The 22,466-nt window shown below is 53.8% G+C and carries 20 protein-coding genes and 1 other annotated feature; all 20 genes read left to right on the top strand.

Translation table 11 applies throughout. The features are described 5' to 3' along the window. Window positions 1-9 precede the first annotated feature (9 nt). The 20 genes from ccsA to minD all read left to right on the top strand — a co-directional run bounded on the left by ccsA (window position 10) and on the right by minD (window position 22,408). Window positions 10-840 (top strand): cytochrome c biogenesis protein CcsA, encoded by an 831-nt coding sequence (ccsA, locus tag BMX45_RS15570; RefSeq protein ID WP_009594011.1) that lies wholly within the window; start codon window positions 10-12, stop codon window positions 838-840. 6 nt (window positions 841-846) lie between these two features. Next, entirely contained in the window at window positions 847-1,503 is a 657-nt protein-coding gene (locus BMX45_RS15565; RefSeq protein ID WP_090910450.1) for a precorrin-2 dehydrogenase/sirohydrochlorin ferrochelatase family protein, read from the top strand. Window positions 1,504-1,506: 3 nt separating this feature from the next. Continuing rightward, complete coding sequence (gene hemC / locus BMX45_RS15560) at window positions 1,507-2,463, top strand: hydroxymethylbilane synthase (protein ID WP_090910449.1); 957 nt, start codon at window positions 1,507-1,509, stop codon at window positions 2,461-2,463. Between the two features lie 4 nt (window positions 2,464-2,467). Then, window positions 2,468-4,027: a uroporphyrinogen-III C-methyltransferase gene (gene cobA / locus BMX45_RS15555; RefSeq protein WP_090910448.1), complete on the top strand. Its 1,560-nt coding sequence runs from the start codon at window positions 2,468-2,470 to the stop codon at window positions 4,025-4,027. A gap of 55 nt (window positions 4,028-4,082) precedes the next feature. After that, window positions 4,083-5,081, top strand: a complete 999-nt coding sequence (gene hemB, locus BMX45_RS15550; protein ID WP_090910447.1) for a porphobilinogen synthase — start codon at window positions 4,083-4,085, stop codon at window positions 5,079-5,081. A gap of 36 nt (window positions 5,082-5,117) precedes the next feature. After that, window positions 5,118-6,413, top strand: a complete 1,296-nt coding sequence (gene hemL, locus BMX45_RS15545) for a glutamate-1-semialdehyde 2,1-aminomutase (protein ID WP_090910446.1) — start codon at window positions 5,118-5,120, stop codon at window positions 6,411-6,413. After that, window positions 6,410-7,318 (top strand): RluA family pseudouridine synthase, encoded by a 909-nt coding sequence (locus BMX45_RS15540; protein WP_090910445.1) that lies wholly within the window; start codon window positions 6,410-6,412, stop codon window positions 7,316-7,318. Before hemL ends, BMX45_RS15540 begins: the two co-directional genes overlap by 4 nt. Before the next feature lie 164 nt (window positions 7,319-7,482). Then, entirely contained in the window at window positions 7,483-8,832 is a 1,350-nt protein-coding gene (locus tag BMX45_RS15535) for a LysM peptidoglycan-binding domain-containing protein (RefSeq protein WP_090910444.1), read from the top strand. Window positions 8,833-9,078: 246 nt separating this feature from the next. Further along, window positions 9,079-9,378 (top strand) — a binding site (T-box leader). 111 nt (window positions 9,379-9,489) lie between these two features. Next, the gene (locus BMX45_RS15525) at window positions 9,490-12,159 is read left to right on the top strand and encodes a valine--tRNA ligase (protein WP_090910442.1); all 2,670 of its coding nucleotides are present in this window, start codon (window positions 9,490-9,492) and stop codon (window positions 12,157-12,159) included. Window positions 12,160-12,194: 35 nt separating this feature from the next. Continuing rightward, window positions 12,195-13,571 carry a bifunctional folylpolyglutamate synthase/dihydrofolate synthase gene (locus BMX45_RS15520; protein WP_175495130.1) on the top strand — a complete coding sequence of 459 codons (1,377 nt, stop codon included), beginning with the start codon at window positions 12,195-12,197 and terminating at the stop codon, window positions 13,569-13,571. Window positions 13,572-13,577: 6 nt separating this feature from the next. After that, window positions 13,578-14,954, top strand: coding sequence for a UDP-N-acetylmuramate--L-alanine ligase (gene murC, locus BMX45_RS15515; RefSeq protein WP_036662695.1), 1,377 nt, complete (start codon window positions 13,578-13,580; stop codon window positions 14,952-14,954). 210 nt (window positions 14,955-15,164) lie between these two features. Next, window positions 15,165-16,550 carry an SPOR domain-containing protein gene (locus BMX45_RS15510; protein ID WP_090910441.1) on the top strand — a complete coding sequence of 462 codons (1,386 nt, stop codon included), beginning with the start codon at window positions 15,165-15,167 and terminating at the stop codon, window positions 16,548-16,550. A 127-nt stretch (window positions 16,551-16,677) separates the two neighbouring features. Continuing rightward, entirely contained in the window at window positions 16,678-16,920 is a 243-nt protein-coding gene (locus BMX45_RS15505; protein WP_090910440.1) for a DUF4321 domain-containing protein, read from the top strand. A 25-nt stretch (window positions 16,921-16,945) separates the two neighbouring features. Continuing rightward, a complete protein-coding gene (locus BMX45_RS15500) occupies window positions 16,946-17,557 on the top strand; it encodes a Maf family protein (RefSeq protein ID WP_090910439.1) in 612 nt (203 codons plus the stop codon). A gap of 84 nt (window positions 17,558-17,641) precedes the next feature. Then, window positions 17,642-18,331, top strand: a complete 690-nt coding sequence (radC, locus tag BMX45_RS15495) for a RadC family protein (protein WP_009593994.1) — start codon at window positions 17,642-17,644, stop codon at window positions 18,329-18,331. A 38-nt stretch (window positions 18,332-18,369) separates the two neighbouring features. Continuing rightward, window positions 18,370-19,404 (top strand): rod shape-determining protein, encoded by a 1,035-nt coding sequence (locus BMX45_RS15490; RefSeq protein ID WP_009593998.1) that lies wholly within the window; start codon window positions 18,370-18,372, stop codon window positions 19,402-19,404. A gap of 56 nt (window positions 19,405-19,460) precedes the next feature. Then, window positions 19,461-20,336 carry a rod shape-determining protein MreC gene (gene mreC / locus BMX45_RS15485; protein WP_090910438.1) on the top strand — a complete coding sequence of 292 codons (876 nt, stop codon included), beginning with the start codon at window positions 19,461-19,463 and terminating at the stop codon, window positions 20,334-20,336. A 1-nt stretch (window position 20,337) separates the two neighbouring features. Further along, window positions 20,338-20,862: a rod shape-determining protein MreD gene (gene mreD / locus BMX45_RS15480; RefSeq protein WP_090910437.1), complete on the top strand. Its 525-nt coding sequence runs from the start codon at window positions 20,338-20,340 to the stop codon at window positions 20,860-20,862. 85 nt (window positions 20,863-20,947) lie between these two features. Then, entirely contained in the window at window positions 20,948-21,610 is a 663-nt protein-coding gene (locus BMX45_RS15475) for a septum site-determining protein MinC (RefSeq protein ID WP_015734015.1), read from the top strand. A gap of 3 nt (window positions 21,611-21,613) precedes the next feature. After that, window positions 21,614-22,408: a septum site-determining protein MinD gene (gene minD, locus BMX45_RS15470; RefSeq protein WP_009594006.1), complete on the top strand. Its 795-nt coding sequence runs from the start codon at window positions 21,614-21,616 to the stop codon at window positions 22,406-22,408. Window positions 22,409-22,466: the final 58 nt, after the last annotated feature.

Below are 22,466 nucleotides of genomic sequence, written 5' to 3'. Positions count from 1 at the left end.
GTATAACCCATGCTGTTAAACATAATTTATATCACCGGCATTTGTATCTATGCCCTGAGCCTTCTGTTTTATATCTCGGATTGCATTTCACGCAATTCGGTGGCGAAGCGGATAGGCACAGGGCTTCTTGTCATTACCGCGCTGCTGCAATTCGCGGGCATCGGCATCAGGGCCATGGAGGGCGGACATTTCCACTTCCCGGTATTTACGCTGTTTGATTTCCTGTTCCTGCTGGCCTTTTGCATTTCGATCACTTCGATTGCCCTGGCGTATATGAAACGCTCGGAATTTGCCGTCCTGCTCATCAACCTCGTCGGTTTTTGCGTGATGCTGGTCAATCGTTTGTGGTTCACGGCAGGAGATAATGCATTGTACAGCTGGGAGACGGAGCACCGTCTCTTGCTGATTCATATCGCCCTGGCGAGCATCAGCTTCGCCGCTTTGACCGTCGGGGCCGTGTTTGCGGCGATCTATATGTTTCTCCATCGGAAGCTGAAGCACAAGCAATGGAATGATACGGTCCGCAGGCTGCCGAGTCTGGAGAAGCTGGATGTGTATTCTTATAAAGCGCTGATGGCCGGTACGATTATTCTGGTCATGTCGCTTGTCTTGGCCGTCATGTCGGTGGCCATGGCCGGGCGGTGGACCCTGTTTTTGGATATCAAAGTATTGTCTACGCTGACGGCGCTAGCGATGTATATGGTGTATTTCATCAAACGCCGACTGTGGAGAAGGTCCGGCAGGGAGGCCGCCATATGGGCTTTAATCGGGTATGGATTCATTATATTGAATTTTTTTCTGAATACGTGGTCCGCTTTCCACAGTTGGTCAGGAGTGTGACGACTGATGACGCATGACCATTATGTGCCCGTCCTGCTGAATTGCAGGGGACGTTTATGCTTGATCGTCGGCGGAGGCAAGGTGGCGGAACGCAAAGCGCTCAACCTGCTGAACGCCGGGGCAAGCGTACATATTGTAAGTCCTGTACTAAGAAGCGAGACGCTCCGGCATTTGGCGGGAGAGAAGGCCCTTCAATGGACGGAACGGAAGTACCGGCCAGACGATCCGGCAGGCGCGTTTATGGTCCATGCGGCAACGGATGACGCCAAGCTGAACCTGAAGATAGCCGAGGACGCCGATCGCCTTGGGGTGCTGGTTAACGTAGCCAGCGATGGCGAGGCCGGTACGTTTATCAATCCGACGGTGCTGCGGCGGGGAAGGCTTCTGCTGGCCGTGTCCACGTCGGGAGCAGGGCCGATGGCCGCACGCGATATACGCGATGAGCTCGAAGAACGGTTCGGACCGGAGTATGAGGATTATCTGGATTTTTTATATAGGATGCGTTCGATGATCAAGGATGAGGTGAAGTCCGCCGACGCGCGCAGGCGGCTGTTGCAAAAGGCATACCGCATGGACATGCTCGGGGAGATTCGCCGCGGAGGTTATGTGCCGTGGAGTCCGGACGAAATCAAGCAATGGATTGAGAAGAATCAGGAGGAATGAAGGATGCGCACAATCGTAGTTGGCAGTAGGCAAAGTGCTCTGGCACTGACACAGACTGGACAGGTTATCGAGGATTTGAAGCGTTTGGCCAAGGAGCACGGATTGGAATATGACTTCGCGGTTAAGAAAATCGTCACCAAGGGCGACCGCATACTGGATGTTACCCTTTCCAAAGTAGGCGGCAAAGGATTGTTTGTCAAAGAAATCGAGCAGGCCATGTTGGACGGAGAAATTGACATGGCGGTTCACAGCATGAAGGACATGCCTTCCGTTCTGCCTGAAGGACTGGTTTCCGGGGCGGTGCCCGCAAGAAAAGATCCTCGCGACTGCCTGATCTCCAAAGAAGGGACAACGCTGGATGACCTTCCTCAAGGTGCCAAGGTAGGGACAAGCAGTCTGCGCCGGTCCAGCCAGCTCAAGGCCTATCGGCCTGATCTGCAGATCGATTGGATCAGGGGAAACATCGATTCCCGGATTCGTAAAATGGAGGAAGGCGAGTTTCAAGCCATCATTCTGGCAACTGCCGGCTTGCAGCGCATGGGCTGGGAGGATCGGATCACGTCGTACCTGCCGGTTGAAGTCAGTCTGCCAGCCGTAGGCCAAGGCGCGCTCGGCATTGAGTGCCGTGAAAACGATGAAGAGCTGCTGCATCTGCTATCTCTTTATAACGATGAAGTAACCGCGCGGACCGTCGCCGCGGAACGCAAGTTTCTAAGCGAGCTGAACGGCGGATGCCAGGTCCCGATCGGGGCTTACGCCGTCATGAAGAATGTGGAGGCAGGAGATTCCCGCGGCGAACAAAACGTTATACAATTAACGGGAATGGTAGGTTCTCCTGACGGCGAAATCGTCTTGAAGGAAAGCGCCGAAGGAACCGACCCTGAAGCGCTCGGAGTGGAAGTGGCTGCAAAGCTGAAAGCTAAAGGAGCGGAGAAGATACTGGCACAAGTTAGGGGTTGAGGGGATGGCAGGCAAGGTTTATCTCGTGGGAGCAGGTCCGGGCGATGCGCGCCTGATAACGATCAAAGGCAAGGAATGCATTGAAAAAGCGGATGTCGTGGTGTATGACCGATTAGCCAGTCCTCGGCTGCTGCGCTGGATGAAACCTGGAGCAGAGAAGGTCTATGTGGGCAAGCTTCCGGATCGGCATACGATGAAACAGGAACAGATCAATCAACTGCTGGTGGATTATGCTTTGGAAGGCAAGACGGTGGTCCGGTTAAAGGGCGGCGATCCCACGATTTTCGGAAGAGTCGGCGAAGAAGCGGAGCTGCTATATCGTCATGGCATCATGTATGAGATCGTCCCGGGGATCACCTCGGCGATCAGCGTGCCGGCTTACGCAGGAATTCCGGTGACACATCGCGATCATGCCTCATCCTTATCCATCATTACAGGACATGAAAGCCCTGAGAAGCTGGATCGCATGATTCAATGGGATAAGGTGACCCATGCGACGGGGACTTTGATTTTTATGATGGGCGTGGCGAAGATCGGTTATATCAGCCGTCAGCTGATGAAGCATGGAAGGCCTCCGGAAACGCCCGTGGCTCTAATAAGATGGGGAACCCGGGCGGAGCAGGATACGCTGACGGGAACGCTGGGAGACATCGAGGACAAGGTCAAGGCAGCGGATTTTCAGCCGCCTGCCGTCATCGTCGTTGGCGAGGTGGTGCTTCAGCGGGAGCACTTGAAGTGGGCGGAACGGCTGCCCCTGTTTGGCAAAAGGATTCTGGTCACGAGGGCTCGAAGCCAAGCCAGTTCATTGGTATCCCAAATCGAGGAGCTTGGCGGGGAGCCTTATGAGTTTCCCGTCATTGAAACGGTGACGCCCTCGAAGGGCGAGGTGCTTGCCGGGATTCAAGAAGCACTGGACAAGCTGGGTACGTATGATTGGGTGTTCTTCACCAGCGTAAACGGCGTCGAGTTTTTCTTCCGCCACCTGAAGGAGCATGGACGCGATATTCGCTCCTTGGCCTCGGCGCGCATCGTCGCGGTAGGTCCCGCAACAGCCGATGCTCTTGGGAATTTCGGTATAACCGCCGAAGTGATCAAGGAGCGTTACCAGGCGGAGGGCCTGATCGATGCTTACGGTCCGGAGCTTCAGCCGGGCCAGCGCGTGCTGCTGCCTCGCGGCGATCTCGCGCGCCGATGGCTGCCGGAGAAGCTTATGGAAATGGGACTGCATGTGACGGAAGCCGTGATATACGAGAACATGCTGTGCGGCGAGGACGATGATGAGCTGCTGAAGCTGCTTCAAGACGGCGGCATTCATGCGGTTACGTTCACCAGTTCTTCTACGGTTACCAATCTGCTGAAAGTGCTGAAGGGGATGGGCGTGGCAGAGCCTGCCGATCTACTGAAGGAATCGACGATTGCTTGCATCGGACCGCTGACCGCGCAAACCGCGGAGGAAGCCGGACTGCACGTATCGCTCCTCGCCGAAGAAGCGACGGTCGACAGTCTGGTCAAGGCCTTGTGTGTTTGGAACGAGAGCGATCCACGCCGTATAACGACGCCATAATATCCTTATCTTTTAAATACATGATTTAAATTACATCTTATGGAGGTACAACGTCATGAGTTTTCCAATCGTACGCCATCGCCGGCTGCGTCAAAATGCTGGCATTCGCAGCATGGTCCGGGAGACCGTGCTTCATACGGAGGATCTGGTTCAGCCGATCTTCGTTACCTATGGCAGCGGTGTGAAATCCGAAATTTCCTCGATGCCGGGCGTATATCATTTTTCGCTGGATACCTTGAAGGAAGAAGTGGACGAAATCGTAAATCTAGGCATTCCGGCCGTGCTCCTGTTCGGGATTCCTGAGACAAAAGACAGTGTAGGCACGTCCGGTTTCGCGGATGACGGAATCGTTCAAGAGGCCACCCGCCTCATTAAGTCGTGGTATCCCGATCTTCTGGTCATTGCGGACACGTGTCTGTGCGAATTCACTGACCACGGCCACTGCGGCATGGTCCATACCTTCGAGCGTGACGGTCACACCTGCGGCGACGTATTAAACGACGAGTCGCTGGAGCTGCTCGTTCGCACGGCGGTCTCCCAGGCGAAAGCGGGAGCCGATATCATCGCACCATCCAACATGATGGACGGCTTTGTCCAAGCCATTCGTTCCGGACTCGATGAAGCCGGATTTTATAATGTGCCGATCATGTCGTATTCGGTTAAGTATGCTTCGGCTTTTTACGGACCCTTCCGTGAGGCTGCCGATTCTGCTCCACAGTTCGGCGACCGCAAAACCTATCAGATGGATCCGGCCAATGTGAGAGAGGCGCTTCGCGAAGCGGAGACGGACGTGCTCGAAGGTGCCGATATGCTGATGGTGAAACCGGCAATGGCCTATCTTGACGTTGTCCGATTGCTGAGAGACCAGTTTGATCTGCCGATCGTCGCTTACAACGTAAGTGGGGAATATTCCATGATTAAAGCGGCGGCTCAGCAGGGATGGATCAGTGAGCAGGCGATCGTGATGGAGCTGCTGACGGGGATGAAGCGTGCCGGTGCGGACATTATCATTACGTATTTCTCGAAGGATGCGGCACGCTGGATGCGCGGCTAGCAACGATTAACGACTAAAGAGTTAGGAGTGCATAGAATGAGCCAAGATTTGCGAAAAGAAGAGTTGTCGCGTTCTGCTTTCGAAGAAGCGAAGTTATATATCCCGGGCGGCGTCAACAGTCCGGTACGTGCATTTAAATCTGTAGGACTCACGCCGATTTATATCGATCGCGGAGAAGGCAGCTGGGTATACGACATCGACGGCAACAGCTTTATCGATTATGTAGGTTCCTGGGGACCGCTGATTATGGGCCACGCTCACCCTGAAGTCGTTGAAGCGCTTCAGGAGACTACTGCCAAAGGGACCAGCTTCGGCGCACCAACCCTGCTCGAAACGAAGATGGCGAAGCTCGTGTGCGAGCGCGTGCCGTCGATCGAGGTGGTGCGAATGGTGAATTCCGGTACGGAAGCCACCATGAGTGCCATCCGTTTGGCGCGTGGTTATACCGGACGCAGCAAAATCATCAAATTCGAGGGCTCCTACCACGGTCACGCGGACAGCCTTCTGATCAAGGCGGGATCCGGCATCGCGACGCTAGGCCTGCCTGACAGCCCGGGCGTGCCTGAAAGCGTGGCGTCCAACACTATTGCGGTTCCTTATAACGACCTGGAATCGGTACAGCTTGCCTTCGAGCGTTTCGGCGAAGAGATCGCGGCCGTCATCGTTGAGCCCGTGGCAGGGAATATGGGCGTGGTTCCGCCGCAGCCTGGATTCCTGGAAGGCCTCCGCAAGGTCACTTCCGATTATGGGAGCATCCTTATTTTTGACGAGGTAATGACCGGGTTCCGGGTGGACCTCAACTGCGCTCAGGGACGTTACGGCGTTACGCCTGACTTGACATGCCTGGGCAAGGTGATCGGCGGCGGGCTGCCGGTCGGCGCATATGGAGGCAAGCGTGAGCTGATGGATCAGATCGCTCCGGCAGGACCGATCTACCAGGCGGGAACGTTAAGCGGAAATCCGCTGGCCATGGCAGCCGGATACACCACCCTGAAGCTGTTGACGCCTGCCGTTTATGAGCAGCTGGAGGAACGGGGGGCCCGCCTTCAGGCAGGATTCGAGCAGAGCGCCAAGGAATTCGGCATCCCGCTTACGATCAACCGGATCGGCTCCATGGTCTGCCCATTCTTCACGAATTCGCCGGTCGTGAATTTCGATACGGCCAAGACGAGTGACCTGGACCGTTTCCGCCGCTATTTTGCGGCGATGGTGCAAGAGGGAGTCAGCGTGCCTCCTTCCCAATTCGAGGGCATGTTCATCTCGGCGGCCCATACGGTAGAAGATATCGATGCTACCATCGAAGCCAATTACAACGCCTTCAAAAGCCTATGAGCTACGGGGGCAGCTGGAGTAAGCGCGGCGAATGGCTCGAGATGACGCCCGGCAAGGCGCTGTTGGGCCAGCCGGATCGGGACGAGGCCGCCGCCAAGTGGCTTCTGGAAACGGTCGGTATGCCCGAGAAGCTGTATCGCAAGCTTCATCATGAGCAGGGGATACAATGGAGAGGGGACCGGCTTCGGCTGGTCCTTTTTCCTTATCGGGAATACGGCATCGAACCGAAGTGGCAGGAGCTTCAGGTGTTGTACGAGGACGATTTCTGCCTGGTCGTGAACAAACCGGCCGGTTTGGCGGTCCATCCGGACAACGAAAGCCGGGAGACAACGCTGAATCATGTCGTGGCCGCCTATTACGAAGCAGAGGGGATTCACGCAGCAGTCCGTCACATCCATCGGCTGGATAAAGATACGACGGGGCCCGTGCTGTATGCCAAGAACGAATATGCGCAGCTGAAACTTGACGAGGCCATGCGCGAGAAGAAGATCGTTCGAATGTATGTGGCTATCGTTCAAGGAAGGGTATCGCAGGAGCTGAAGCGAATTGATCTGCCAATCGGCAAGGACCGCTATCACGCAAGCCGCCGGAGGGTTTCATTAACGGGGCAGGCCGCGATCACGCATATTCTCTCAGCCGAAGCGTATCCGAAAGCCAGTCTGCTGCACATCCGCCTTGAAACCGGCCGAACGCATCAGATCCGGGTCCATCTAAGCCATATGGGACATCCGCTTCTGGGGGATGTTTTGTACGGAGGACCAGGGACGTTTGCACGCCAAGCGCTGCATGGCGAACGCCTGTTGTTCCGTCATCCTTTTACGGGCGAGAGCATTGAGGTGCCGGCGCCGTGGCCTCAGGATATGATGGAGTTACGAGAGCGAATCATAGAGGGAGCGAACCGATAGGGGATGCTGCAGCGGCCCTGAACGCCCGGTAACTTTCCAAGCGCAATTCGCAAAAAAGTCATGCTCTCCTGTTTTCGGCATATAGATAAATTGAGTGGCAAAACTTAGGCTCATGCCGTGATGACAGATCACGGATAGTATATGCCAAAAAGGAGGACATTCCCGTGTTTGACCAGTCCTACGGATTGCGGTTCGATATTTACGAGCGTATTAATTTGACGGAAGATTTGCCGGGAATCGAAGAATTGGAAGAGGCGGAGTTGATCCCGCACATTCAGGTGATCAGCCAGCAGGACCAGGCCACGCTTCGGGGCCATTTGCTTCTAGCAGGCCTGTATAAAGGGGATACCGAAGCAGGAGAGAGCGAGCCGCTCGAACATTGGATTCCGGTCGAGATCACGGTCCCGCTGAACCGGGTATTGTCATTGGATGACATCGCGGTCGAGATCGAGAATTTTGACGTGGATCTGTTATCCAAGCGCAGCTTGAACATAACGGGGGTTTTATCGCTCAAAGGAATCCAGGCTGCCGCTCCGGGAGCTCGTGACCAAGTATGGGCCAATGAGGAATTCACAGTGGTACATGCTCCTGAAGCGAATGATATGTATGCAGGCGTAGAGCAGCAGTTCGCAGCCAACCCGTATGAACCGTATCAAGGCGGTGGAGCCAACGCTGAAGCGAATACGCCTTCGCCTTCTTATTTCAACGAGGCTCAGCCTAGAGTCCAAGAGTCCGAGGCGGATGCACGCACGCAGCAGTATCTGGCATCTTGGGCGGAATACGAGAATCAAATTCAGGATACGCAGGACTCGGACCGAACGGTAAGCATCTCCGGTACCCCTGAAGCCCAGGATACGGTCGAATATGCCTTACATAACGAGACGGAATTTCAGTCAGCTGAGCCGTCGACTCCGAGTGTATGGCAGTTCGAACGGGCTGCGGCCCAGCCGGAGCCGCAGCAGGAAGAACCGGCAGCCGATTTCCCGGGCGTTACTGAGCGCAAAGGCGAAGAGGCTCAAGCCCTGCCGGTATTGGATTCCCCGGAAACGGAGGAAGCCCAGCCTGTTTTTGAAGAGGAAGCCGAGCCCTTGGAGGAGATAGAGGAGGAGGTTTCCGTTCAAGCCGAAGAGGCTCCGTCCAAACCGGAGCTGAAGGTTGCCTTCAACGCGAAGAACAGCACCGCCAACACCGCTTCGGGCGTAGGCTTCTCCTCATTGCTTCAATCGAGCAGAACGGTTCAGGATCAGGATCAAGCTGCCCGGGACGAGGAAGAGGCCATTGATGAATCCGTGGATTCCGTTTCGGCCGAGGATGTGGAATGGAAGAGTCTGTTCCTAGGCAACCGCCGCGAGGAAACGCCGTTCCGCAAGGTTCGGATGTGCATTGTTCAGCGTGAGGAGACTCTCGACGTTATTGCCGAGCGCTATCAGCTGACGCCGCGAGAGCTGTTGTTGTATAACCGCATGTCCGAGCAGAATGTGGAAGAAGGCCAGGTATTGTATATTCCACAGTAATCGGGATGTCGTGATGGGCAAGAATGAAGCAGGCCAAGGCAGGCAGCCTTGGCCTGTTTTTTGTGCTATGGGGAATCGGTTGGAGGAGAGGAAGCCGAGCGAGCTTGGATTGTATGTTACAGCGAACAAGGATTTATTTGAATCGGCAGGTATGATGTCTAAATCGTTCGGAAACACTCGAAATATTGACTATATGGAACAACCACGTTATATTTGAATAGTATATGTACAGGTATTCCAAAAGCTAGAACAACGTTGAACGGGAAGAGTAGGAAGGTATGGCCTTCAGAGAGCGGAATTGCTATCAAGCGCTGTGAGATTCCGCAGGAACCAGCTTGCCGAAGTCGCCCCGGAGTTGCGGACTTGAGATAGAGTAGGGATCGATTGCTACCCTGGTTAGAGTTCGCCGGCCGCAGCCGTTATCTGCGTAAAGTGTCGTGCTTGACTGAAAGCCTTTCATGTTCTTCATGGGAGGACAACGGTTGCTGAACCATGTAAGCACGAAACAAAGGTGGTACCGCGAGAGAACAGTCTTTCGTCCTTTGAGGACGAAGGGCTTTTTTTGTTTCACGCCAACTATGATACCCACGAACACGCCCAGAGGCTAAAACGTTTCGGGTTGGCAAAACTGATTAACAGTATCGGAGGTACGAAAATATGGATCAAAGACAAAACCCATCCCAGTTAGAAATGCCGACGACGTATGATCCGAAGGCAGCCGAACAAAAATGGTATCCGTACTGGAAGGAAGGCGGCTTTTTTGAAGCCGGCAAGCGACCGGACGCGGAGCCTTACACGATTGTTATTCCTCCTCCTAACGTTACGGGCATGCTCCATATCGGCCATGCGCTTGACTTTACGCTGCAGGACATCCTGATTCGCGTGAAGCGGATGCAGGGCTACGATGCGCTGTGGCTCCCCGGTTCCGACCATGCGGGCATCGCCACGCAAACCAAGGTAGAGCAGAAGCTTCGCGAAGAAGGCGTTACCCGTTACGATCTGGGACGCGAGAAATTCCTGGAGAAGGTGTGGGAATGGAAGGACCTGTACGCAAACACGATCCGTGATCAGTGGTCCAAGATCGGCCTGTCCCTCGATTACTCCAGAGAACGTTTCACGCTCGACGAGGGATTGTCCGAAGCCGTACGGGAAGTATTCGTCAAGCTTTACGATAAAGGGCTCATCTACCGCGGCAAACGCATCATCAACTGGGACCCGGCTGCCCGCACGGCTTTGTCCGATATTGAAGTGGAGTACAAAGAGGTCAACGGCCATTTGTATCACCTGCAATATCCGCTGAAGGACGGCAGCGGCTCCATTACCGTGGCAACCACCCGTCCGGAGACCATGCTCGGCGATACGGCGGTCGCCGTTCATCCGGAAGACGAGCGCTATAAAGACATGATCGGCAAGACATTGGTGCTGCCTATCGTGGGCCGCGAGATTCCGGTTATTGCCGATGAGTACGTGGAGAAGGACTTCGGCAGCGGTGCGGTTAAGATTACGCCGGCGCATGATCCGAACGACTTCGAGATGGGGCTGAGACATGACCTGCCGCAAATTACCGTAATGGATGAATCCGGAACGATGAATGAGTTTGCCGGCAAATACGAGGGCCTTGACCGTGCAGAATGCCGCAAGCAGATCGTCAGCGACATGAAGGAATCGGGCGTATTGCTTCGCATCGAAGACCATGTCCATCAGGTTGGCCATAGCGAAAGATCCGGCGCGGTGGTCGAGCCTTACCTGTCGACGCAGTGGTTCGTTAAGATGCAGCCGCTTGCGGAAGCAGCCGTGGATGCGCAAAAATCCGGCAAGGGCGTGAACTTCGTGCCTGACCGATTCGAGCGAACCTATCTGCACTGGATGGAGAATGTACGCGATTGGTGCATCTCCCGTCAATTGTGGTGGGGTCACCGGATCCCGGCGTGGTATTCCGAATCCACGGGCGAAGTGGTTGTTGCCATGAATGAAGAGGAAGCCCGCGCGAAGCTGGGCAAGGATGATCTGAGACAGGACGAGGATGTGCTGGATACCTGGTTCAGCTCCGCGCTCTGGCCGTTCTCGACCATGGGCTGGCCGGACCAGGACAGCGAGGATTTCAAACGTTATTATCCGACCAGCGTTCTCGTAACGGGTTACGACATCATCCCGTTCTGGGTGTCGCGGATGATTTTCCAAGGACTTGAATTTACAGGGCAAATGCCGTTTAAGGACACGCTGATCCATGGCCTGGTTCGGGATAGCGAAGGCCGCAAGATGTCCAAGTCGCTGGGCAACGGCATTGACCCGCTCGAGGTTATTGAACAGTATGGCGCAGACGCTATGCGTTATATGATATCGACCGGCAGCACGCCGGGTCAGGATCTTCGATTCCGCTGGGAACGCGTGGAGCAAGCGCGTAACTTCGCTAACAAAATCTGGAATGCGTCGCGGTTTGCGCTCATGAATCTGGAGGGCTTCACGGCGGCGGATATCGACATTTCCGGAGAGCTGGGAACCGCGGACCGGTGGATTTTGCACCGTTTGAACGAAACTTCCCGCGACATTACGCGTCTAATTGATGCCTACGAATTTGGCGAAACCGGTCGACTGCTCTACAATTTCATCTGGGATGATCTGTGTGACTGGTATATCGAATTTGCCAAGCTGTCCCTGTATGGCGAGGATCAAGCAGCCAAGAAAAAGACGCAGTCGGTGCTTGCCTATGTGCTGGACCGCACGATGCGCTTGATTCACCCGTTCATGCCGTTCATCTCCGAAGAGATCTGGCAGCATTTGCCGCATGAAGGCGAGACCGTCATGCTGGCTTCTTGGCCGACCTATGATGAGGCGTTTGAGAATACGGAAGCTGTTACCGAAATGAACCTGCTGATGGATGTGATCCGTGCCGTACGCAACATCCGGGCGGAAGTGAACGTGCCGATGAGCAAAAAAGTAGAACTGCAATTGAAACCGGTAAGCGGGCAAATTGCCGGCATTATCGATCGCAATTCCGATTATATTCGTCGCTTCTGCAACACGTCGGAGTATGAGTCCTCCCTTGCGCTTGAGGCGCCGGATAAAGCGATGACCGCCGTGGTGACAGGTGTTGAGATGTATCTGCCGCTTGCCGGACTGATTGATATCGCTCAGGAGATCACGCGTCTGGAGAAGGAAATTCAGCACTTGAACAGCGAAGTCGAGCGTGTGGAGAAGAAGCTGAACAATCCTGGTTTTGTCTCGAAAGCACCCGAGAAGGTGATTGAGGAAGAACGGGCGAAACTCGCGGATTACTCGGACAAACGCAGCAAAGTGATTGCGCGCATCGAAGAATTGAGAGGCTAATGGGCAAGATGAATCTGGACCAGAAGGTGAGAACGATGGTTGATCAATCGGCAGCGGTAGCGGCAGCTCCGTTCCATACCTATGAGGAAGCGGTAGCTTGGATCAATGGGCTGATTCCGTTTGGGATCCGCCCTGGCATGGATAGAATTCAGCGATTAATGGAGCTGCTCGGCCATCCGGAGCGTCGATTAAAATTTATACACGTGGCCGGAACGAACGGAAAAGGCTCCACATGCGCTTTTTTAACAAAGGTTCTGCTTCAAGGGGGATTCACGGTAGGCACCTACACGTCCCCCTATATTACGAAGTTTACCAATCGGTTTCAGTATAACGGCGAAGACATACCAGAAGAGACGCTGCTGGAACTCGCGAATCGCCTAGAGCCGCTTGTTGCCGAAGTTGCGGGCTCCGGGCTTGGATCGCCCACGATGTTTGAGGTGTCCACGGCCCTTGCTATCCTGTATTACGGCGAGGTGTCTTATCCGGACGTGGTGGTATGGGAGACCGGACTCGGCGGTCGTCTTGACGTGACCAATATCGTTCATCCCATCATTTCGGTGATCACGAACATCGGCATGGACCATACCGACGTTCTGGGCGATACCATTCAGGAGATCGCCATGGAGAAGGCCGGCATCATCAAGCCCGGAGTGCCCGTAGTGAGCACGGTCACTCAGCCTGAGGCTGTCGAAATTCTGAAAGAAACGGCCGCCAAAAACCGTACAAGTCTGTACCTCGTAGACGAACAATTCTCTTATGAACGGCTGCGCGGGGACGAAGAAAGCCAGACTTTCCGTTTTAAGGGACCGTTCCGGGATATGGATCTGGATATTTCGATGCAGGGCGAGCATCAATGCGCCAATGCCGCGGTTGCCATGATGACGCTGGAGGTGCTTCGCCAGTACATGGCTTTTATCGTGGATGAAGAAGAACTGCGTGCCGGGTTTAAGGATACGTTCTGGGCGGGAAGACTGGAGCAAGTGCAGACCTCCCCTCGGATTGTTCTCGATGGCGCGCACAACCCCGAAGGGGCTGAATCCTTGGCCAAAAGCTTGCCGCAGATCTATAAGTATCGGAAACTGAACTTAATGATGGGAATGCTGGCAAATAAGCATCATGAATCATATTTGCAGCATATACTGCCAATAGTGGATACGCTTATCCTGACTGAACCGGATTTCCGGAAGAAACTGGACGCCAAGGCGCTTGGTGACATCGTAGAGCAGGTAAGGGAGAAATACGCCAAACATACACTGCAAATCATCATAGAACCAAATTGGAAAAACGCACTTGAAGAGTTGAAGTCACGGACGGAAGCGGAGGATCTTGGGGTGGTGTCGGGCACGTTGTACCTGATTGCCGACGTGCGTTCCAACCTCCTGGGCCTTTCCGATTCTGAAAAAGGTTGGTGATATCTGTTGAATACATCAGAACATGTTCATTTTATAGGAATTGGCGGCTACGGGATGAGCGCCATAGCGCGAGTGATGCTGGAGATGGGTTATAAAGTCACGGGTTCTGACGTGGCATCGCAAGAATTGACAGAAAAGCTGGCGGCCAAGGGCGCCAAAATATACATTGGACATACCGCCGAGCAAGTCCAAGGCGCGGACCTTGTGGTGTACTCCACGGCATTGTCTAAAGACAACGTGGAGCGTGTCGAGGCAGAGAAGCTGAACATTCCTGTCCTTCACCGTGCGCAGATGCTGGCACGTCTTTTGAACGAACGCAAAGGCGTGGCCGTAGCGGGAGCGCATGGCAAGACAACCACTTCATCCATGATTGCGCTCGTGATGGAAGAATGCGGAGTCGATCCGACATTTATCATCGGCGGGGAAATTATGAACGTGGGCACGAACGCCAAAGCGGGTGAAGGCGAGCATGTGGTGGCCGAAGCCGACGAGAGCGACGGTTCATTCCTGCAATACCATCCATGGCTCGGCGTCGTTCTGAATATCGAAGCCGATCACCTGGAGAATTACGAAGGGGATTTCAATCGTCTCAAGGCCGCCTACGTGCAATTCCTCAGCCAGATCAAGGCTGACGGTACGGCCGTGGTTTGCGCCGACGATAACAACATTCAGGCGATTTTGCCTGACCTGAAATGCAATGTGACCACATACGGCATTCATGCGGATGCGGAGTATACGGCAACCAATCTGGTGCTGGGCGACCGTCACGTCAGCTTCACGATGCTTCATAACGGCATGGAGCTGGGCACCGTCGAGTTGTCCGTACCGGGCAAACATAATGTCTATAACGCCATGGCCACGGTGATATGCTGCTTGAAGAGCGGCATCTCGTTCGAGGCGATTGTAGAGGCCATCGTCAAGTTCAACGGGGCTAAGCGCCGCTTCCAGGTGCTTGGCGAAGCTGAAGGCATTCTGGTGATTGACGACTATGCGCATCATCCGACCGAGATCGAGGCGACGATCAGTGCCGCTAAAGCTACGGGCAAACGGATCATTGCTGTATTCCAGCCGCAGCGGTATTCGAGAACCTTCTTCCTGCTGGATGCGTTTAGCCGCGCGTTCGGGGAAGCGGATGAGGTGATCATCACCGATATTTACTCCCCTGCCGGCGAGAAGCAGATCGAGGGCATCAGCTCGGGTAAGCTGGTGGAGCTGATCGTTCAGAACAGCAATGCCGGTGCCCGCTATTTGCCTACCAAGGAAGATGTCCTGAACGATCTCAAAGGTCGCGTAAAAGAAGGCGACCTGGTTCTCACGATGGGAGCGGGCGACATCTGGAAGGTCGGAGCGGCTTTGGCGGAGTTCATTAAGGGCAAGAAATAAAGGTTGCCTGCCTGCGTTCTTTGCTGCTTCGCTGCAGCAGGGGATTGCATGGGCTTGGCCTCTTGTGAGGGGGCAAAGCCAGCATCGATAACGATACGAAGGGCTGATCAAGATCATTTCTTGGTCAGCCCTTTTGTTTTTTCGCATACTCATAAGTTGCCAAGCTTGATCATATAGCTAGGTGTAGAAGGACAAGTGAGGTGTGTGGATATGAATAAAGCACGGATGACGATTCGTTTCGATCATGAACCGCCGAAGGGCAGGAACAAGGACCAGGCTCGGGAGGAACACGATACGAACCAAAGCGTTCCAGCGGGCAGCAACCCCCGGGTCTACGACCACCATTCCGTCTTTGACGAATATGACACGGCGGCAGCAAATCGGTTTACCGATACGGATACTTCATACGAACCTCAGAGGAGCGTTCAGCAGGATCATTTGCGCGTCGTCCCGCCGCTCCGGGAGGAGTGGGATAACCGGGACGTGGACGATCGTGACTGGAGACCATCGCACAATCATCGGTCCAAGGCGCGGCTGGCTGAGGAAAGACGGCGCCTGGACCATGATAACGGCTGGCCGTACGGCGATGCCCCTGAACATTCGGATACATACCACGACGTGCACGAGGAACTCTACGACCTCCATGATGATGCGTTTTCCGGGAGAATGACCCCCGAAGCGAACGACTCCCATTGGAATCTCGGTCCCGAGTCGGATCTATATGAGACATCTGCCGGCGATTACGGTTATTATCGCTCACGCAAACCCACCTCCTTCTGGAAGATGGCGGTGTCCGTGACCGCCGCCGTCATCACGGGCCTGCTGTTCGGGTACATGGTGCTGTCCATGTTTAACGGCGGCGACGCCGGCGAGAACCCGGCAACGGGGCAGCTCGAGAGCAGTGATGCAGGGAACTTAGCGCCGACCGATCCATCCGGGGGAGCGGGGGCATCACCGACGCCTGATATGACCGAATCGGCTGTTCATATTCCGGGGCAAAACTTTTATCTGCTTCAATACGGCGTGTTCAGCACGCCCGAACGGGCAGCGCAGGCGATCGGGGAACTGCAGCAATCCGGTATTGCCGCAGGCGGCGATCTGGACGAGGAGAACCGCGTGTATGCGGGGATCTCGCCCGACCGTGAGCAGGCGAAGCTGCTCAGCAATCAGCTTAAGGCCGAAGGCGTTGAATTATACGTAAGAGAGATTGCGCTGCCGGGCATAGAGTCAGCGGCATTCGCTGGCGAGGAGCAGACGCTGACGAACTACTTTACGATAAGCGGGGAGCTGGTATCGGAGCTTAGCCAGCTATCGGCCTCCTTGCTGGGCATGCAGGAGCCCGGCGCGGCGACGTCGGAGCATATGAATACCATCACGAATCTGCATCAGCAATGGATCCAATCGGTCAAGCAGCTGGCCGCAGGCTTGGGTCCGGAGACCGGGGCCGCGCTGCCGGCCATGGAGCAGTCGATGAACAGTTCAATCACCGCGCTCTCCGAATACAACAAAAATCAATCCAAGGGGCATTTGTGGGAGATCCAAACAGGCATGATGAACTATGTCATGGGCCAAAAGAAACTCCTGGATGGCCTATAAATTCAAATTTACGTCAAATCCGGCTTGGAACTGGAAATAGTTCCCCATGCCGGATTTCTGTTTGTATTGCTTATCGATTCACCGTATAATAATTAGGGTGTCAAAAAATGGCGAGGGAAGAGGATGCATGAAGAAAAATAAAGGAATGCTCATCTTGTTTTTGCTGCTGGGGTGGCTGACGGGAACATGGCTTGCCAAGGCGCTTCAACCGGTCAAGGCTCTGTCGTTTCTGACGTCTACTACACCGATCAAGTGGTCGCCTTCAGCTGATTTTGACATTATTCGTTATGACATTAACCTTGAACTTAACTTTTGCCTGCTCAGTCTGCTCGGCATGATTGCTGCCGTCTGGTTATACCGCAGGCTCTAAGACATGACAAAGGAGATTATCCCCCTTGAATGAGAAGAGAAACCGCCGCATTATATTGGCTTCCACCTCTCCTCGGCGTCAGGAATTGATTGCCTCCCTTCGTTTCCCATTCGAGATTATGCCAAGTGAAGCTGACGAGGACACACCGCAAGGGTGGTCGCCAGAGCGAATTGTGGAGTCACTGGCGCTGCGCAAAGCGGAAGCGGTTCTCCGGAAGCTGACGGATGATCCGGGAGATGGTATCATTGTGGGAAGCGACACGATTGTGGTCGTAGATGATCATGTCCTCGGAAAGCCGGAGGATCAAACTGATGCTGCAAGGATGTTGTCCATGCTTCAAGGACGGGCACACTTCGTTTACACGGGAGTGGCTTGCATCGACCGGCGTTCCGGTCGCGCCAAGGTATCTCACCGCGTGACGACCGTAAAGATGAAATCGTTAAGTGATGATGCGATCGCGGCTTACGTAAAGAGCGGGGAACCTGCCGACAAAGCAGGCTCGTATGCGATTCAAGGCCTGGGTGCAACCATCGTGGAAGGAATCGAAGGCGACTACTTTAACGTTGTCGGCCTGCCGCTTTCTCTGCTCTCGGACATGCTGTCTGAAATGGGGATGGATGTACTCACCGATTCATAGATATAGAACACGGCATCCGAAGCCAACGGAATAATGGAAGCTTCGGTGACCTGCTGATTTAAATCTTAGAAAAGAGGGGAATATATGGAGTCGCCAACGCTATTGCTGCGCGACATCCCCCATGATGAACGACCAAGAGAGCGCATGATGCAATATGGGGCGAGCGCTTTAAGCCATGCAGAATTGCTGGCGATACTGCTTCGGACCGGTACCCGCCAGGAATCTGCCGTACATATAGCCCAGCGGCTGCTGGGGGAAGCAGGCGGCATCCGGCAGCTCGTTGATCTTAGCATCGAGGAAATTACGCAAATCAAAGGAATTGGAACCGCCAAGGCTGTTCAGCTGAAGGCTGGCATCGAGCTTGGACGGCGCTTGGCCGCATCGAGACATGTAGAGCCGGTTATTATCCGCAGTCCGCATGACGCGGCAGAACTGCTCAGTGAACAGATGCGGTATTTACAGAAAGAGCATTTTGTCTGTGTATTTTTAAATACGAAAAATCATGTCATTGCCCAGGAAACGCTATCGATGGGGAGCCTTAACGCCTCCATCGTTCATCCCCGCGAGGTGTTCAGAGCGGCCATCAAATGCAGCAGTGCATCCCTGGTGTGCGCGCATAACCATCCGAGCGGAGATCCGACGCCCAGCCCGGAGGACATTTCGCTGACTGCACGCTTAGTGGAGGCAGGACAGATTGTCGGGATCGACGTGCTGGATCATCTGATCATCGGGGACGGATCGTTTGTAAGTTTGAAGGAACGGGGCTTGATGTAATATAATAGTTCAGATTGACGAAGAAAGGGAGATACATCATGTTAGGTGGTTTTACGAAAGATTTGGGAATCGATTTGGGGACGGCAAATACGCTGGTTTATGTTCGTGGAAAAGGAATTGTCGTAAGAGAGCCTTCCGTGGTCGCTCTGCGTACAGATACAAAGAGCATTGAAGCCGTCGGGGAATCGGCTAAGAAAATGATTGGACGGACGCCAGGCAACATTCGTGCCATTCGTCCGATGAAAGACGGCGTCATCGCCGATTTTGATACAACGGCTACGATGATTAAATACTTTATTCGTCAAGCGCAGAAGCAGCGTTCCATCTTCCCGCGCCATCCGAACGTGATGGTATGCGTACCTTCCGGCATTACGGCGGTCGAGCAGCGTGCGGTTGAAGATGCGACCAAGCAAGCGGGGGCACGCGAAGCCTACACGATCGAGGAGCCTTTTGCAGCGGCAATCGGTGCAGACTTGCCCGTGTGGGAGCCTACGGGCAGCATGGTCGTTGATATCGGCGGCGGTACGACCGAAGTTGCGGTCATTTCCCTTGGCGGGATTGTAACCAGCCGCTCCGTGCGCGTTGCGGGCGATGAAATGGACGAGTCCATTATTTCTTATATTAAACGCCAATACAACTTGATGATCGGTGAGCGCACATCCGAGCTGCTCAAGATGGAAGTGGGTTCCGCGATGCCGCTGGAGACCGTGGAAACGATGGAAATTCGCGGCCGTGACTTGGTGACGGGTCTGCCGAAGACGATCACGATTACATCGGATGAGATCAGCGAAGCGTTGGCAGACACCATTAATGCCATCGTTGAAGCCGTTAAGGTTACCCTTGAGAAATGTCCTCCGGAGCTTGCTGCGGATATTATGGACCGGGGCATCGTGCTTACGGGAGGCGGCGCATTGCTTCGCAACCTGGACAAGCTGCTTGCCGAAGAGACCGGCATGCCGGTCATCGTTGCGGAGAATCCGCTGGATTGCGTGGCCATTGGCACAGGTAAAGCGCTCGAGAACATTCACTTGTTTAAATCCCGGAGCAGCTCTGCCGTCCGTTCCAAACGGTAGAACCAAAATAAAAGTGTAAACCCCTAATGTTGGGAGAGAAAACAGTAAGTTAGAGGGTGTTGCAACTGTTTAAGCTGCTAGGCAATAAGCGTTTGTTCATTATGCTCATCGGGCTGGTAGCGTTTATCGCTATTATGGGGTTTACGCTCGGCCCGAGAGCTTCTTTATCTTGGCCTGAAAAATTCGTCAAAGATACGGTCGGTTTTGTGCAAAGTGTGTTTTATAAGCCCGCTGCCTATATAGCGGGTTTCTTTGAAGATGTACGGAATATGAAGGAAATCTATGAAGAGAATGAGGAACTGCGGAGAGCGGTAGCCCAATATTCCCGGGAGAGCGCCAGTTACAACAACATGAAAGCTAATTACGAGGCGCTGAAGGATCAACTTAATTTTACCGAAAACCAGAAAAATAGGGACAAATACGAATATCGTACGGCACAGGTTCTCAGCGTCAACTCGGATCCAAACAACCGTACGCTTGTCATTGATCTGGGCGAACGTGATGGAGTCAGAGTAAACATGTCGGTTACCACGGTGGATGGTATGGTTGGCATCATCAGCAGCGTGAGCAATTTCACCTCCACGGTGAAACTGCTGACCACGATGGACGCCCAGGATCCGAATCCGCAGCCGATTTCGGTCACGGCCATCGGCAAAGAGGATAAGACGTTCGGCGTGGTCGAGAGCTACGATGAGAAGACCAACACGCTGCTCATGACGCGTATTACAGAAGATGATCCGATTAAGCCCAAAGATAAAATTATCTCATCCGGTGCCGGAGGCGTTATACCGCAAGGCTTGATTATCGGTGAGGTGAAAAGCGTTCAGGTAAGCCAATACGGACAGAGCAGAACGGCTACGATCGAACCGGCGGCCAAGTTTGACGACTGGAAGTATCTGATCGTTGTCTTTACGCCTGAGGAGCCGGAATAAGATGGCACGTAAACAGATCCTGATTCTGCTGCTGTTCGTGCTGTTCATTCTGCAGGGCACGGTGTTTTTCTGGTTAACGCCAAGCTCGCTGCAGCTTCAGATTTATCCTAATTTCGTGTTGGTTTGTTTGTTTTTTGTATCGATTTATTACCATCGCCACACGGGGCTCGTGCTCGGACTCCTATTCGGCATGCTTCACGATATCGTGTATTACGGCGAGATGATTGGCACTTATTCGTTTGCTATGGGCGTATCCGCATATCTGGTGGGGCTTGTCTTCAAGTCCCCGCGGGCGCCGCTGCCCATGATGATGACCATTGTTATTCTGGGAAGCTTGTTGTTTGACAGTACGCTTTTTGGCATATATAAGGTATTTCGACTCAACCCGACTTCTTATAATTGGTCACTGCTTCATCATATGCTTCCCAATCTCCTTGTTCATTTTGCCTTTGCTCTGGCAATTTACGTTCCCTTACGCAAGCAGATTGAGCTGGTAACGAAGAATCAGAGAAGGAAGGCAACCTGAACCCTCTCCAATATGACATTTTACTAGACTAGCAGGAACTTGTAGGTTTGAGCGCGAAATGTATAGGGATGGGAGGGACAGGCTTATGGCTGTAAAATCCAATCATGTGACGATTAAGGGCATCAAAGATGGCCTGGTATTCCTGCTTGACGATCAATGCGAGCTGGAGGAATTGCTTGGCGAGCTCCGCTATAAGCTGGAGCATAGTCATCAGAATATTCTGACCGGACCCATCATTCATGTGGATGTGAAGCTGGGTTCCCGGCAAATTTCCGAAGAAGAGAAGCAGACGATTCTTGACATATTGAAGCAAAAGGGCAACTTGCTGATACGCAATGTGGAATCGCCGCCGCTTGCGTCCGAGCTCGTTCCGGAGGAAAAGCTTGCGCTTAAGACGGGGATGGTGCGTTCCGGACAGGTGCTGCATCATGACGGCGATCTCTTGTTCCTCGGCGATGTGAATCCAGGCGGGACGATTACGTGCACCGGCGACATTTACATATTGGGCGCTCTGCGCGGAACCGCGCACGCCGGTGTAGAGGGCAACGAGGAAGCGATTATAGCGGCTTCGTATTTTGCCCCTACCCAGCTTCGTATCTCCCAGATGATCAGCAGACCGCCGGATGAATGGGAAACGCGGGAAACGGTCATGGAGTTTGCGTATTTGAAGGACGGAAGCATGGAGATCGACAAGATCAGCAACATCTCACGTTTGGGTCGGGATTTTAATGTGTTTAAAGGGGTGTAGAACATGGGAGAGGCAATCGTCGTAACTTCAGGTAAAGGCGGAGTCGGTAAAACGACGACATCGGCGAACATCGGCACAGCTTTGGCACTGCTCGGAAAAAAAGTGTGTCTGGTTGATACGGACATCGGTCTTCGCAATTTGGATGTCGTGATGGGCCTGGAAAACCGGATTATATACGATTTGTGCGACGTTGCGGAAGGGCGATGCCGACTTAACCAGGCGCTGATCAAGGACAAGCGCTTCGATGAGCTGTATATGCTTCCTGCAGCCCAGACCAAGGACAAGAATGCCGTTTCTCCGGAGCAGGTCAAAGATATCGTACTTGAATTGAAAAAGGAATTCGAATACGTCATTATCGATTGTCCGGCCGGAATCGAGCAGGGATTCAAGAATGCCATCGCCGGCGCGGACAAAGCGATTGTTGTCACAACGCCCGAGAATGCGGCCGTAAGGGACGCGGATCGGATTATCGGCCTGCTGGAGAGCTCGCATGTCGAGTCTCCGAAGCTCGTGGTGAACCGGATTCGCCCGAACATGGTGAAATCCGGGGACATGCTCGAAATCGAAGATGTGCTGCAGGTGCTGAATATCGATCTGATCGGGATCGTGCCTGATGATGAAATGGTCATTAAAGCGGCGAACATCGGGGAGCCTACGGTGATGAACCCGGATTCCCAGGCAGCCATCGCTTATAGAAACATCGCCCGGCGTATCCTTGGCGACACTGTTCCGCTGATGCAAATCCATCAGAAAAAAGGAATGTTCACCAAATTCAAAAAGTTTTTTGGAATGGGTTAAGGGTTTCGACCAAGAACCGGTGCCGGGAGGCATCGGTTTTTTTGTTTTTCACCTTCGG

Origin of the sequence: Paenibacillus sp. cl141a (genome assembly GCF_900109305.1) — a bacterium.
Taxonomy (GTDB): Bacteria; Bacillota; Bacilli; order Paenibacillales; family Paenibacillaceae; genus Paenibacillus_AQ; species Paenibacillus_AQ lautus_A.
Note: the sequence above shows the minus strand (reverse complement) of the source record. Positions and strands in the feature narration are given on the sequence as shown.

Bases quoted from the DNA above. Each gene is read 5' to 3' on its own strand.
- hemC (WP_090910449.1), top strand. From the start codon at position 1,507: ATGCGCACAATCGTAGTTGGCAGTAGGCAAAGTGCTCTGGCACTGACA.
- hemB (WP_090910447.1), top strand. From the start codon at position 4,083: ATGAGTTTTCCAATCGTACGCCATCGCCGGCTGCGTCAAAATGCTGGC.
- BMX45_RS15475 (WP_015734015.1), top strand. From the start codon at position 20,948: ATGGCTGTAAAATCCAATCATGTGACGATTAAGGGCATCAAAGATGGC.
- BMX45_RS15510 (WP_090910441.1), top strand. From the start codon at position 15,165: ATGAATAAAGCACGGATGACGATTCGTTTCGATCATGAACCGCCGAAG.
- mreD (WP_090910437.1), top strand. From the start codon at position 20,338: ATGGCACGTAAACAGATCCTGATTCTGCTGCTGTTCGTGCTGTTCATT.
- BMX45_RS15490 (WP_009593998.1), top strand. From the start codon at position 18,370: ATGTTAGGTGGTTTTACGAAAGATTTGGGAATCGATTTGGGGACGGCA.
- minD (WP_009594006.1), top strand. From the start codon at position 21,614: ATGGGAGAGGCAATCGTCGTAACTTCAGGTAAAGGCGGAGTCGGTAAA.
- cobA (WP_090910448.1), top strand. From the start codon at position 2,468: ATGGCAGGCAAGGTTTATCTCGTGGGAGCAGGTCCGGGCGATGCGCGC.
- BMX45_RS15505 (WP_090910440.1), top strand. From the start codon at position 16,678: ATGAAGAAAAATAAAGGAATGCTCATCTTGTTTTTGCTGCTGGGGTGG.
- hemL (WP_090910446.1), top strand. From the start codon at position 5,118: ATGAGCCAAGATTTGCGAAAAGAAGAGTTGTCGCGTTCTGCTTTCGAA.
- BMX45_RS15525 (WP_090910442.1), top strand. From the start codon at position 9,490: ATGGATCAAAGACAAAACCCATCCCAGTTAGAAATGCCGACGACGTAT.
- radC (WP_009593994.1), top strand. From the start codon at position 17,642: ATGGAGTCGCCAACGCTATTGCTGCGCGACATCCCCCATGATGAACGA.
- ccsA (WP_009594011.1), top strand. From the start codon at position 10: ATGCTGTTAAACATAATTTATATCACCGGCATTTGTATCTATGCCCTG.
- BMX45_RS15540 (WP_090910445.1), top strand. From the start codon at position 6,410: ATGAGCTACGGGGGCAGCTGGAGTAAGCGCGGCGAATGGCTCGAGATG.
- BMX45_RS15520 (WP_175495130.1), top strand. From the start codon at position 12,195: ATGGTTGATCAATCGGCAGCGGTAGCGGCAGCTCCGTTCCATACCTAT.
- BMX45_RS15565 (WP_090910450.1), top strand. From the start codon at position 847: ATGACGCATGACCATTATGTGCCCGTCCTGCTGAATTGCAGGGGACGT.